General features: G+C 36.9%; 9 protein-coding genes. 1 reads left to right on the top strand and 8 read right to left on the bottom strand.

Annotated features, from left to right (window positions below; all coding sequences use genetic code 11):
• The first annotated feature begins 95 nt into the window (after positions 1-95).
• On the top strand, positions 96-1343 hold the full coding sequence (locus tag EGI05_RS10665) for a YaiO family outer membrane beta-barrel protein (protein WP_123263030.1): 1248 nt from the start codon (positions 96-98) through the stop codon (positions 1341-1343).
• 11 nt (positions 1344-1354) lie between these two features.
• Here EGI05_RS10665 and EGI05_RS10660 read toward each other — a convergent pair whose 3' ends face one another.
• The 8 genes from EGI05_RS10660 to EGI05_RS10625 all read right to left on the bottom strand — a co-directional run bounded on the left by EGI05_RS10660 (position 1355) and on the right by EGI05_RS10625 (position 14740).
• Entirely contained in the window at positions 1355-4783 is a 3429-nt protein-coding gene (locus EGI05_RS10660; RefSeq protein ID WP_123263029.1) for a sulfatase-like hydrolase/transferase, read from the bottom strand.
• A complete protein-coding gene (locus EGI05_RS10655; protein ID WP_123263028.1) occupies positions 4777-5853 on the bottom strand; it encodes a HEAT repeat domain-containing protein in 1077 nt (358 codons plus the stop codon). Before EGI05_RS10655 ends, EGI05_RS10660 begins: the two co-directional genes overlap by 7 nt.
• Positions 5854-5860: 7 nt before the next feature.
• The gene (locus EGI05_RS10650) at positions 5861-6217 is read right to left on the bottom strand and encodes a response regulator transcription factor (protein ID WP_123263027.1); all 357 of its coding nucleotides are present in this window, start codon (positions 6215-6217) and stop codon (positions 5861-5863) included.
• Between the two features lie 10 nt (positions 6218-6227).
• Complete coding sequence (locus EGI05_RS10645; RefSeq protein ID WP_123263385.1) at positions 6228-10130, bottom strand: response regulator; 3903 nt, start codon at positions 10128-10130, stop codon at positions 6228-6230.
• Positions 10131-10486: 356 nt separating this feature from the next.
• A complete protein-coding gene (locus tag EGI05_RS10640; RefSeq protein WP_228428591.1) occupies positions 10487-11269 on the bottom strand; it encodes an alpha/beta fold hydrolase in 783 nt (260 codons plus the stop codon).
• Between the two features lie 14 nt (positions 11270-11283).
• Positions 11284-12273: an NAD(P)H-dependent flavin oxidoreductase gene (locus EGI05_RS10635; protein WP_228428590.1), complete on the bottom strand. Its 990-nt coding sequence runs from the start codon at positions 12271-12273 to the stop codon at positions 11284-11286.
• A 91-nt stretch (positions 12274-12364) separates the two neighbouring features.
• The gene (locus EGI05_RS10630) at positions 12365-13729 is read right to left on the bottom strand and encodes a peptidylprolyl isomerase (RefSeq protein ID WP_123263026.1); all 1365 of its coding nucleotides are present in this window, start codon (positions 13727-13729) and stop codon (positions 12365-12367) included.
• 87 nt (positions 13730-13816) lie between these two features.
• Positions 13817-14740 carry a PfkB family carbohydrate kinase gene (locus EGI05_RS10625; protein ID WP_123263382.1) on the bottom strand — a complete coding sequence of 308 codons (924 nt, stop codon included), beginning with the start codon at positions 14738-14740 and terminating at the stop codon, positions 13817-13819.
• Between the last annotated feature and the right edge of the window lie 16 nt (positions 14741-14756).

The raw sequence follows: 14756 nt of genomic DNA, 5'->3' as shown, positions 1-14756 counted from the left end.
AACGAGTTTACAATAACAATATATAGTTACTGATAAAAAACTTCAATATATTTGTTATTATAAATACGATTCACAAAATAAAACTTTTGACCTTAATGTTTACATATTCAATAAGAAAATCACTAGGCTTTTTATTACTTCTTTCTTCTCCTTTTTTTTACAGTCAGGAAAATCTGTCGGCAGACGAATTATTCGCTAAAGCGCGTACAACTGCTTTTGAACAAAAAGATTACAACGCTTCTATTATACTTGCTAAACAGGCGTTGGAAAAAGCTCCTGATTATACGGATATTTCGATTTTTTTAGGAAGAGTCTATACCTGGAATAAGGATCTGGCCTCTGCAAGAGCGGTATTTGAAGATTTAGGGAAAAAGGATATTAAGGATGAAGATTATTTTATTGCTTATGCTTCTTTAGAATATTGGAATGATCAGTATGACAAAGCCATTGAAATTCTTGATAAAGGTCTTACGTATCATCCTCAATCCGAAGCTCTTTTATTATTAAAAGCAAAAGTATACTACAGTAATAACGATTATCCGGAAGCGGAAAAAGCAATTAATAGTCTGTTATCCATCAACCCGAAAAATACGGAAGCAAGAGCTTTAGCTATCAAAATAAATGAAATTACCTCTAAAAATGCCTTGGGTGTTATTTACAACTATTCCCATTTTGATAAACAGTTTGATCAAGACTGGCACATTGTAGGAATAAGCTATAAAAGAATAACTTCCATAGGCTCCTTCATTCTCAGAGGGAATTACGCCAATAAGTTCGGAGAAAATGGTACTCAAATAGAACTGGAAGCATATCCTAAATTATCCAAAACATTTTATCTTTATGTAGGTGGTGGGTATTCCAATGATGTAGGCATATTTCCAAAATACAGAACCGGTGTTTCTTTAAATGCTAATCTTCCTCATAGTTTTGAAGCGGAAATCGGTTACAGACAGCTTTATTTCAACAATAGTATCTGGATGTACACTGCTTCGGTAGGAAAATATTACAAAAATTTCTGGTTTAATATCCGAACTTACATCACTCCGGACAGAGAGAATATTTCACATTCTTATACAGGGACGGTCCGTTATTATACCAAAGGAGCACAGGATTATTTTGCTCTTCAGGCAGGAACAGGAATAAGCCCGGAAGAATATCGTAATAATCTTCTCGAGAATGAAACCTTCAAGCTTAAAACATTTAAAATAGGCGGTGAATATAATTTCTCAATTAACAAAACCAATCTATTCTCACTTTCCACGATGTATTACAATCAGGAATTCCGCCCCAATGAAAAAGGAAACCAGTTTGACATTACATTAGGATACACCAAAAAATTCTAGTATTATTCAGTCTATCTCTTCTTCATAAAATTGATCACTACTGAATCCGGCATCAGCTTTCCGGCTGTATAAAACCTGGAATTCATTTTTTTAAATTCTTTGAAGTATCCATTAATCTGTTTCAAAGCTACAGGATCGTCTGCTGCATTCTCTTCCATGTTCTCCAGTGTAAATAATTCTCCGTCTTCCATATAATATTTCCCATAGACAAAATCAACAAGCTGATTTTTACTTTGCATGATAGGGATACCTGTTTTATTTACCTCGGAATCCGGCGAAAGGCCTCTTCCAACCCAGGCAACGGTTGTGGGAGTCTTGATTGCATAATTATTTCTATAATACGCTAAAATGGAAGGGGCAACATCAAAATGACTCACTATTTTATGAAAATGCTTAGATTCTTTAAGCATTGGGGAATAGATCAGTAAAGGCACATGATAACGGTCTATTTTAGACTGCAGAGTAATTTCAGGCATACTGTGATCTCCGGTGATTACAAAAATCGTATTGGAAAAATCAGGACGTTTACTGTAGTTTTCGAAAAATCTTCTCAACGCATCATCTGCATTCAAGACAGAAATCAGTTGGTTTTTATGACCAGAAGCCCATTTCTTTTGATCAGCAGATAACTGATTGGAATGCAGTCTTTGATTATACTTCTTTTCGTAATATTCCCTATTATTAATTAAAAAAGGATTATGAGTTGATAATGTAAGAATCATATTAAAATAGGGAGCCCCAACCGGTTGTTGCACCTCCTGCATTTTTGTGAAAACAGCCTGATCTTCATAGCCCCAGCTTTCCCCGTTATTAGCAGGAAGCTTACGATAAAATTTCCCGAATGAAGTCTGATCTATAATATGATCCACATGACTGTATTCCAAAAATTCTTTATATCGGTCAAATGAAGCATGGCCTCCGTAATAGAATCCCGTTTCAAATCCATTTGCTTTCAAAACATTGTAGAGGTTAAAATGATCCGGGGTATCTCTTATTTCCAGGAAACCATTTTTTCCAAAGGGTAAAGATCCTGTAAGCGTAGGGAGTGCGCCAAATGTTCTTCCTGCCGAACTTAAACAATTCTCCCAGTACAGGCTTTTTCCCGCCAGAGAATCCAGGAAAGGAGTAAAATTACCTACATACCCTTTAGGGGATGTATAAGCATGTCCAAAACCTTCCATTACAACAAAAACAAGGTTAGGAACATTTTCGGAAAGGTTCAGATAAGATCCCAGAAAGTCATAGGTGTTTTCTTTTCTCCAAAATGGGAAATTTTGATTCAACATTTCGGAGTTTATCGTAAACTGATCCGTATCTTCCCAAAGTTCATTGATTTCGGGATGCTCACTTATAAAATTATCTGTATTTGAGCCTAGAAAATAAGCCCATTTGCTCTTTGCCGCATTCTGGCTGAATTCATTAGAAGAATAACCTTTAGTAGTGAAGGCAAGAATGTTTTCAGGAATACAAAATGCCAATGCACCCAGGCATAAAAATCCTAACCCGATGTAAATGGTTTTAAATGCAGATTTTGAAGCCAGCCAGAAAGGAATACAAGATACCATAATTAAAATCCCCAATAAGGCAAAGTGTTTAAAATCAAGCATTCCTCCTGCCTGTAAAATCTGTTTTATTTCTTCTTTGCTGTAATATAGAATATCTGCTCCCAGCAAATTGTGGGTTTCGGAAAAATATAAGAACAGGATATATTGTACCACAACAACGAATGACCCAAGAATAATAGTTATCGTTTTCGCCCAGCTTTCTTTGATGAAATTGAAAATCAGATAGAAAGCCCCCATCCCGAATATCAGCTTCAAAATAAACACCAGATTATTCAGAAACAGTTTTTCTATAATGATTGAACCGTTAAAGGAAGGAAAATAGTATCTGTACCATAACCATTCGGCTATTACTCCTACTAAAAATAATATCACAAATACCGTAGCCAGCATTCCCCATCTTCTGAGTCCATTTTGAAGGACTGCTGTTATTCTTTTTTTCAAAGGTAAATGGTTGTGACTCTGATTGAAACCTTGCCTGGTCATCTCACCCCAACCGTGAGCTTTTTTAAAATAATCTACAAATCCCTGAACACCTGCTTTTACAACAACTGGATGAAAATAGAATGGCTCTAAAAATGCTGTCACTATTAATGTAAGAAAATCTTTTCTTTTGGTATAGACTTGATGACTGACCAAATCTACCAAAATCCCATAGATAGAATAAAGAAAACCTGTGGAGATCACTAAGGCAAACAATACGGTGAAAAATGGCCAATTGATAATTCCCAGCAATAAAAAAACAATAAAAATGATATATCCCAGAAATTCCACCAATGGCCCCAGAAACTCAAAAAAGAACCAATACGGGAGGCTGATCATTCCTAGTTTGCCATATTTTGGATTAAACATCAGTTTACGATGTTTCCAAAGGGTTTCCATAGTACCCCGCATCCATCTGTTACGTTGTTTTTTAAGGATTTCTTTGGTTTCAGGAACTTCGGTCCAGCATAAAGGATCCGGAACCGTAATCACTTCATAAGGCTCTTTCCTTTCTTCCATATACTTTCGCATACGTACAACCAACTCCATATCTTCTCCCACCGTATTCTTGTCATATCCGCCACAAGCTAATACTATTTTTCTGTCGAAAACACCAAAAGCACCCGAAATCAAGATAAGTCCGGAAGCCCGTGACCAAGCCATTCTTCCTAATACAAAAGCTCTGATATATTCTAAAGCCTGTGTTTTACCTAATAATGTTTTAGGCATATTGACATCCACCACTTTGCCATTTTCAATTTTACAGTTGTTGGCAAGACGGATCACTCCGCCACAGGCAATGATCTTTTTATCCGTTTCTTCCAGAAATGGCTTTGCCAGGCGGAGGATGGCATCCTGTTCAAGAATACAATCCACATCAATACAAACAAGATAATCTCCCGAAGAAACATTGATTCCTACATTCAGAGCATCTGCTTTACCTCCGTTTTCCTTGTCTACCACAATCAGTTTTTTAAAAGCCGGATTTTTACTTTTATAAATGCTTCTTATGGCATTGGTTTGAATTTCTCCCTGTACGAAAAAAGATATGGATTCCAGCTCATAAGCTTCAATAAGCTTTTGCATAGAATCATCCTTACTTCCGTCATTCACAATAATAATTTCCAGATTGTGGTAATAAAGCGATAACAGAGATCTTACATTTTCCACAATGGTCATTCCTTCATTATAAGCCGGAGCAATAAGACTAAAGGTTGGCGCATTGGGATTGACTGCTATAATATTATAATCCGTAAATGTATTTTCTTTTTTATAGCGTATTACTGCTCCTAAAGCATAAATTCCTATCCACCCATAAATAATAGCTACAGCCGAGCCGTACAGCAAAAACAACCATATAACAACTTCGTAAACGATGTGTGAGAATTCTAGCATATTTTTTCCTGTAAAGCGTGTTTAATAATTTGGACTAATTGTTCGGATGAAGCTTCATCATGGGCTACTTGTACAAGGTAATTATGGTGACCTAATGAAAACAGGGCTTCTGCTGCATAAATTTTAACTGCTGAAAATGGGCTTTCCACCAACTGTTGCTGTAAAAACCCTGCACAGCATTGCTCCTTCAAAACCCTCATTACTCTAAGAATCTCTAACTGCACTTCAAAAGGCTGATCAGGATAAATATCCGTAAGTTCTGTAATTGTGGAGGAATTTTCCAGTGACTGAAGAGCTTTTACTGCCTGTATTCTTACCTCAACGGAGGGATGGTTCAGCAAACTCATCACTTTAGGGTAAAAAGATAAGAGCTGAAATTTTTTCAATAGACGGAGGGTGAAAATAACAACGGTATCATTCGAGCTTTCCAGCCAGTTTTTGAGAGTATCCTCATAATCCGAAGGGATATGTGTAATGGAAAAAAGCAGGCGCAATTGCTGCCATTCTGAAATTTTGGTGGATATCGTATCCAAAAAATGCAATCCTTCAAAACCCTTAAAGCTTACCATCGCATATTGGGCTTCCTGATATACCTGAACAGAAGGATGGGTTAACAATGAAGAGATTTTTGGCAATGCTTCTTCAACATTCATGGTCGTAAGTTCCTGTATGCCTCCCGCAATCAGATAGGGTTGCTTCTGATCAAGTTTTTTAAAAGCTTCGTTCTTAAGGTTATAATCGTTAAATAAGTCTTTTATTTTATTCTGCGCAGCACCGGAAAACTTATTATCCGTTTCCACCAGCTTTTTCAGAAATAAGTTTCTGAATAAAGGATAACCTGAAAATGCCGTGAAGCCATCATTCGGAGAAATTTCTTCTTTATCATATACGATAGTTTCGGTTACTTTTTCATTAATAATACCGGACCATTCAGAAATCTGTGTAGATTCTTTATATTGATAAAAGCTGTAAATAAGCACTATTATAATTAACAATACAACCAATGACAGCATTCCCAAAAAAACAAGAAAAAGGTAATGAATTGAACTTGAGCTGGTTAAATGGAGCATTATGATTTTATTTTGGGGCAAATCTTTTAATTCTTAACATCAATTCATTGGGGCTGAACGGTTTTACAATAAAATCGGAAGCTCCCATATCAAAAGCATTGAGCACTACTTCTTCCTGTCCCATGCTGGAAAGCATAATAACGGGTATCTTTTTCTCCATTGTTTTGATGGAGGAGAGTATTTCAATTCCTGAAGCAAAAGGCATCATGATATCTGTAATAGCAAGGTCCACATCTTTAGTTTTCAGAGTATCAATAGCTTCTTTCCCATTGCGGGTAAGAATCACTTCATGACCTTCTTTCAATAATTTGTGTTCAATAGTTTTCAAAATCAGTTCGTCGTCTTCAGCGATTAAAATCAGCATAAATTGTTTTTTATTTTATTAAACCTTTAATTAAATTCAGTCCTATACTCATTTCCTGAGCGATTTCTTCCTGCATGGAAGCATAATCATTATTTTCATCTATTTGATGTTCCCATTTGGCAAAAGACTGGGCAAGCTTGAGTAATCCGGCTACTCCCGCAGTTCCTTTAAGTTTATGAAGAAGCGCTTTAACCGCTGTTAAGTTGCTCTCCATTGCAGCATTTTTCAACTCCTCCTGAGATCCGCTAAGTTCCTGTATAACCAAATTCAGAAACACTTTTTTAAAATCCTCATCATCTCCGGTTTGTTCATTTAAAAGGTTCATATCAAGATGTTTTTCAAATTCTAAAGGAATATCTTCTTTTGCATTATGATCATTGTTGATAAGATGCTTGCTCAACATTTCCAAAAGATCATTCTGCCTCAAAGGTTTAGGAAGAAAATCGCTCATTCCCGCTTCAAGGCATTTTTCTTTTTCCCCTAAAACATTTCCTGCCGTAACTCCGATGATAGGAACGGTTGAATAATCTGACAGTAAACGTATTTGCTTCGTAGCTTCAATCCCGTCCATTACCGGCATCTGAACATCCATCAATATGAGATCAAAATGTTGCGCTTTACATTGATTCAAAGCCTGAAGACCGTCTGTTGCCTCCGTTAACTGTGCATCCGGAATCAATGATTTCATCATTTTATGATTAAGCACCATATTGACGGGATTATCATCCACTAATAAAACCTGAAGAGAGGACGGAAACAGAGAAGGCTTTGTTTCCGGAACCGGAACCGGTCCGCTAATTTCTTTTCCATTGTGTAATGAAGCTCTTTTTAAGGTTTTATATAGGTCTTCTGATTTTATAGGTTTAAGTAAAAAATATGAGTTTTCATCACGGCGGAAGGAGTTGAGAACGTCATGTTCTTCTGAAGAAGTATGCAAAACAACAAGCGGTGAATGCTCTCCTTGCGAGCTGAATAATTCTTTGATTTTTTCTATGGTTTCCAGCCCGGAAATCACCGGCATATGATAATCCATTAAAATCACATCAAAACGTTCTCCCTGCATTAATATCTGAAGAGCCTCCATTCCATTGGCGGCCAATCTGGATTCAATATTCTTATACGCCAGCATATGCTGCAGAATGATCCTGTTACTTTCATTATCATCTACCACAAGAACTTTGTTAAGCTTCAGATCTTCATCTTCTTCAGGACAAGACATTTCATACGGAACCTGGATATCGAAATAAAATACGGATCCTTTTTGTAGTTCACTAGCGAGCGAAAGCTTGCTTCCCATATATTTCAGAATATTGTTTGAAATGGTAAGTCCCAATCCGGTTCCTCCATAGCGTTTGCTCACCGAACTGTTTTCCTGGGTGAAAGCATCAAAAATGTGCTGCTGCTTTTCTAAAGGGATTCCAATTCCGGTATCTCTTACCGCAAATCTCAATGTAATATTCTTATCGTCTAAAGCCAGTTTTTCAACTTTCAGCTCAATTTCACCCTTGTCTGTAAATTTAACGGCATTTCCAAGGAGGTTGATCAATACCTGTTTAAGACGTGATTCATCCACCCATATTGTTTTGGGCAGACCCTGCTCGATATTCAAAAGCAGCTCGATATTTTTTTTCTGAGACTGGTAAAGGATTACATTAACTACCTGGCTGACCAAATCGTACATACTGGATCGTTCAACCAAAAGATCCATCTTTCCTGATTCTATTTTAGAAAAATCAAGAATATCATTGATAATATTGAGCAGATTTTCACCCGATTCATTGATATAGTTCAGGTACTGTGTCTGTATTTCATTGAGAGGTGTTTTTAATAAAAGGTCTGAGAATCCTATCACTCCGTTGAGTGGAGTACGGATTTCATGGCTCATATTAGCTAGAAATTCAGATTTAGCCTTACTGGCAATATCTGCCATATTTTTAGCTTTCTTAAGCTCTTCGTTTGTTTTAACAACATTGGTGATATTCTGAGCAGAAATAATAATACCGCCGATATCATCTGAAAGATACCATGGCCTTACTTCCAGGTTATAATGTTGCCGGCCTTCTTTATGAAGGCCATCTATAGGCATATTTTCATTTTTATAAGCCCTGCCTTTTAAAGCTTCTTCATAAATCTTTCTTCTATTTTCAGGTACATCTGAAACCGCAAACAGACTTTTTCCTGCAAGCTCTACATCGTTCATCCGGAATTCATCTTTCCAACGGCTGCTCACGGAAAGATAATTAAGATCTTTATCAAGCATGGCCACAGGCGCGGGAACATAATTGATGAATGACTGCAGCATGGCTTCTTTTTGAGCCAATTCAAGGTAAACTTTCTTGAAAGCATCAATATCCTGAATAATTCCGAATACTTTACTGCATTCTCCGTCTTCAAATTCCGGTAATCCTTTTACCCTTACCCAGATAATTTCCCCGTCATTGCGTATAAGCTGGAGCTCTTCATCATAAGGAATCCCTTCTTTAACCGCCCTGTTAAATATAAAATCCATCTTTTTTCTGCTTTCTTCTTCATAAAAGTTCAAAGCATTTTCAAAAGTAGGTTGAAACGTTTTATCTACTCGATGAATATCTCTTGTGGACTGCGACCAGAATACGGAATTGTTTTTAAGGTTAACCTCCCATCCTCCTACCTGGGCGACAGCACTGGTTTGTTCAAGCATTTTCTTTGCATATACAAGATCCCTTTCCAGGCTCATTCTTTCCGTTACATTCAAAGCGGTACTGATGACATAGGGATTACCTTCTTCATTAATTTCAACCAGATTATGGTACATCCAGATCATTTCCTCTCCTTCTTTTGTCTTAAGGATCATGGTTCCGAAATCTTCCTTGTTCTCATTGATACGCTGCATGTATTGTTCAAGCAAAGGCCAGTTTTTTTCAGGAACAAGGTCTTTAAGATTCAGCCCATTGATTTCATCAGCTCCATAATGTAAAGTTTCTCTTCCTTTTTCATTCACGGCCAGGATATATCCCTCCATATCATGCATACTCATAAGACCTATTGCATTTTCAAAGAAACTTCTGAATCTTCGCTCGGAACTCTCCAGTTTCATCTTTTCTTCTATAAGATGGGTAATATTGATCCCAAAACATAAAATTTCAGAGCCATCCTGGTTCTTTTTCAATGTCCATTCAATAATGACAGTTGATTGATCGATCCTTGTGGAAGTAGTGAATTTATACTCTTCTTCTTTTTCAGAAAAATCTTCTACCTGTGATCTTAGTACCGGACAATGCTCTCCTAAAAAAGTTAAAAAGTTCTGATTCTGAGCCTGAATCTTTTTTATGCCGAACGTTTTTTCAAAAGAGGGATTAACGTCCTTTATCATTAAATGTTTATCCAGAACGCCTATCAGGTTATTGGAAATACTGAAGGTTTGTTCAAAATATTCAGCCTGAATATTTTTTCTCTTCCCCATTAGTAATTTCATAATAGCATCACCTATTCTTTTAAGCAATCTGATCTGGTCATCCGAAATTGTTCTTGGCTTATAATCAATCACACAAAGAGTACCCATTACAAAACCTTCATCATCTAACAGCGGAACTCCTGCATAAAAACGAATTCCACCGTCTATCATGATCTGATTATTACAAGATCTACTATCTAACAGAGTATCATTAATAACCAGCACTTCTCCACTGGCAATGGAGTACTGGCATATTGTATCTTCACGGTTGACGAAATCTAATGGAAGCCCCACACAACTCTGAATTGTTTGTGTATCACTCTCCATCATCGCGATAAGAGATGCTGGGCAATCGGTAATCATACTTGCAACTTCTGCAAATACATCCAATTGCGGTTCTTTCCCTAAATTCAAAAGCTCAAAGAAAGCCATTTTTTTTAGGCGTTCATCTTCATTCCCAGGAACAGAATATTTATTCATATATACTTTAAATAATGTTGAGTGAGTTCCATTTTCGGTGAAATACACGTAAAAGCAAGTTACAAATTAATTCGGATAGAATTATAAAAAAAGTTACAATAAAGAAATATTTGTAGCAATTTAATAAATAATTCAAATTATAACACAAAACAAATCACCAATAGCAAATATTGATTAACAGGAGATTAGATGATCAAAAACTAAATATAATTCACCCTTAAGACATGATTCCTTTCACCATTAAAAATGTGATTTTCATAATTCATTAGAGAAAGAGAAGTCAGAAAGTAATCTATAATGAAAGGTTTTTGTATTGGCATTATAAAGTAGAAGCGGGCTAAAGCCCGCTTCTACTATTATTTCTTGATAATGATTTTATTAATGAATTCCACTGATCGGTTTAAAATCAAATGAGAAACCTCCTTATGTGGAGTATGTCCCGTATTGGGAATTATATATTTTTCTGCAGGCCCACTTATCTGGCTGATCGTTTTTTGTATCTGATCCAGTGTTCCATATTCGTCCCTTTCTCCCTGGATAAATAATAACGGACAATTTATATTGGGTAAAAGATATTCGATATTCCAGCTTCTGAATCGATCGCTTAGCCAGATTTCCGTCCATGCTTTAAATAGTATATCTACTTTATCTCCATGATATTTTTGCAAGCGTTCTCCCAGGTTGGTTGTCTTGTAAGCTTCAAGAGCATCCTGAACTCCTTTTACCGTAACATCTTCTACGAAAATATGTCCGGCTTCACAGATGACAGCATTGATCTTTTCAGGATATTTACCAGCAGCAATCAATGCTATGGTTCCGCCGTCACTATGCCCAAATAAAATAACGTTACTAATATTCAATTCATCCAGCATATCATTCAGTACATCAGCTTCCTGCTCCATGTAATTGTTTTGTCTTTCATGAGTAGGCATCGGATAAGATTTTCCATACCCTAACCTGTCATATATTAAAATATTACATTGGGTTGCTTCTGCAAGTTTAGCCGGAAAATCCCGCCAAAGCTGTGCGCAGCCTAAAGAATCATGGAGGAAAACAATGGTGGGCTTATTTTCAAACGAATTGTTGTATTCTATATAAAGGGTTTTCCCTTTGATTTCAATGAATTTATTTTCTGTCAAAACTCAAAACGTCATTACAATACAGGCATCTTTGTTTCCTCAAATTCTCTCAATAAATTATTGAAAACGGTTTCTACCGGAAGAATCTCATCAATCAATGCTGAAACCTGCCCTATTTCCAACTCACCTTCTTCCATATCACCTTCAAACATTCCTTTTTTTGCTCTGGCCCTTCCTAAAGCGGTTACCAAAGCTTCTGTATTTCTTCCGGTCTGGTAAATACCTTCCAGCTCATTGAAAAATTTATTTTTCACCATTCTTACAGGAGCTAATTCCTTTAACGTAAGATGGGTATCTCCTTCCTGAAGTTCCGTGATTTTCTTTTTCCAGTTCTCATGGGCACTTGCTTCAACCGTTGCGGCAAAACGCGAACCAATCTGAACTCCGTCTGCCCCTAAGATCATCGCTGCCTTCATTTGGGAGCCTAAAGCAATTCCACCTGCCGCGATCAAAGGTCTGGAAATATGTTTTCTGACATTCGGGATCAGACAGAAAGTGGTTGTTTCATCTCTTCCGTTATGACCTCCTGCTTCAAAACCTTCGGCTACTACTGCATCTACTCCTGCATCTTCGCATTTCATGGCAAATTTTGTAGATGATACTACGTGAGCCACTTTTAAACCTTCTTTCTGCAAAGTTTCCGTATAGGTCTTAGGGTTTCCGGCGGATGTAAAGACAATTTTCACGCCCTCTTCGAGAATGATCTGGATCACCTCATCAAGATTGGGATATAGCATCGGAACATTCACCCCGAAAGGTTTGTCTGTAGCCTGCTTACATTTTTGAATGTTTTCTCTTAAGATGTCAGGATACATGCTTCCCGCTCCTATTAAACCTAATCCTCCGCAGTTGGAAACCGCTGAAGCCAGTCTCCATCCAGAATGCCAGATCATTCCTGCCTGAATGATCGGATATTGTATATTGAAAAGTTGTGTAATTCTATTTTGACTGCTTTGCATTTCGTGAAGCTTTTTAGCTGAATTGAAATCTATAAAATTGCTCATGTTGTAAAAATACTAAAAACAAAGGTTTTTGAAAAATTTTATCTGGGAGCAGCCATAAAAAAACCTCCAGATTTCTCTGAAGGCTTTTGATTTATTTTTTAATCGATTCTTTTTTCCAATTGGCTTTGAAACTACAGGAATCATAACGGCCATCTATGGATATGAAGGTTGTCGGAAGCTTGGAGTTGACAAACTTTTCAACCATTTCATTTCGTTTTTTATTGAGCGCCATTTGCTTGATTCTGTCATAATCTGTCTCCAATGTAATCTGGTGAGCAGGAATCACTTCTTCAATTTTCACAATTTTCACAGCTTTTCTTCTGTTATCCTCATCTTCGAAAGCTGTAGTGATATCTCCTTTATTTAATCCTGCCAATTCATAGCTAATCGTACCGGGAACGGATTCTCTTTCAATTTTGCTTGAACCGTCTGCACCGGGAATCAATCCGGCATTGAACTTCGTTCTTTTATCATCAGAATACCTGAAAGCTGCATCTTTAAAGGTCATTTTACCATCAATGATCAAAGTTCTCAAACTATCCAGTTTCTTTTTAGCCGTTTTTATCTCATCATCCGTAGGAGTAGCTTTTAAAAGGATATGTCTCGCATCATAAACTTTACCAGACTTTCTTACCAGCTGGATAATATGGTATCCGAATTCAGATTCAACAGGATCTGAGATCTCTCCTTCCTGAAGATTTAAAGCTGCGGCTTCAAACGGTTTCACCATCTGTCCTTTATTGATGTTCTTATACAATCCTCCATTGGCAGCTGATCCTTCATCTTCGGAATAAATCCTTGCCTGACTTTCAAAGCTTTCTCCTGCCTGAATATCCTGCTTGATCTTTTTCAGCTTATTGATCAATTCTTCTTTATGAGCCTCCGTAAGTTTAGGATACACCATGATCTGAGCCAGTGAAATCTCATCTTTTACTTCCGGAAGCTGCATTTTGTACATATTGTAAAAATCCGTAACCTCATTTGGAGTAACGTCTGCTTTTTCAGTAACTCTCTGATATTTAGCCTGTCCGTAATAAGTATCCGTATCGATTTTTTCGATAGCGTTCTTCATTTCATATCCTGTTCTGAACTTATATGCTGCAAGCATTGTTTTTTCGTCAGGGAACTGAGAAAGCAACTGATTGTATTTAGCATTCGCCTGCTCTTTAATACGCGCCGATTGATTTTCAATCAAAGTATCTTTTTTGGCTTCATAAACAAGAAGCTTATTATTGATCAGATTTTCCAAAAACTCACACTTATCCGTATTGGATGCTCCCTGCTGCTTTGCATAGTTCATCTGCTCGCTTACATCAGATTCCAGAACAATTTCATCTCCAATTACAGCCGCAATCCCATCTACCAACTGCCCTTGCTGTAACTGAGCTTTGACATGCCCGGAAAACAACATCATAAAAACACCTAAAAGAAAAGTGATTTGTAGTTTATTTATCATTTTACTATTTTAAACAAGTTGCAAATTTAGAATTCTTAACGAATTACACTCAATTTTTTATTATAAATATTTCTTAAAAAGACTTATTTATTGCAGTTCAACATCAAATGTAGTCAGTTCTTTGAATTGTCTTAATCTGCTGAACATATCCGACTCCGTTACTTCCTGAAGTCTTTCGGTTCCGAATTTCTCAACGGTGAATGATGCCATCGCAGAACCTACGATTAATGCAGACTTCATTGTTTCGAAATCGAATTTGCCTTTTTTAGCCAAATAAGCTGCAAAACCTCCTGCAAAAGTATCTCCGGCTCCGGTAGGATCAAATACCTCTTCAAGCGGAAGCGCAGGAATCGCGAAAATTTTGTTATCATGGAAAAGAATCGCTCCATGCTCTCCTTTTTTAATGATTACGAACTTAGGCCCCATTGTATGAATCTTTTTAGCTGCCTTTACCAGAGAATATTCTCCTGAAAGCTGTCTTGCTTCTTCATCATTGATGGTAATCACATCTGTTTTGGCAATCATATCCATTAAAATATCCCAAGCTGTGTTCATCCAGAAGTTCATAGTATCCAGGATAACCAATTTAGGACGTTGGTTCATTTTTTCAAGAACGGATAGCTGAACACCCGGATGCAGGTTTCCTAAAAGCAAAATTTCAGAATCCTGCATGGAATCAGGAATTTTAGGATCAAAATTTTCAAGAACATTCACTTCGGTTACCAAAGTGTCTCTTGTATTCAGATCATTATGGTATTTTCCTGACCAGAAAAACGTTTTACCATCCTTCACAATTTCAATCCCTTCAATATTTACATCTCTGTTGGTAAGCAGATCCAGATATTCCTGAGGAAAATCACCTCCTATTACGGAAACAATTCCTGATTTCACTCCTAAAATGGATGAAGTAAGCCCGATATATGTGGCTGCACCTCCTAAAATTTTATCTGTTTTACCAAAAGGGGTCTCAATTGCATCGAATGCAACGCTTCCTACAACTAAAAGTTTCATATATTTTTCAATGTAT

It is taken from the genome of Chryseobacterium daecheongense, from assembly GCF_003729955.1.
Taxonomy (GTDB): Bacteria; Bacteroidota; Bacteroidia; order Flavobacteriales; family Weeksellaceae; genus Chryseobacterium; species Chryseobacterium daecheongense.
This window is presented reverse-complemented; position numbering and strand designations above follow the sequence as displayed.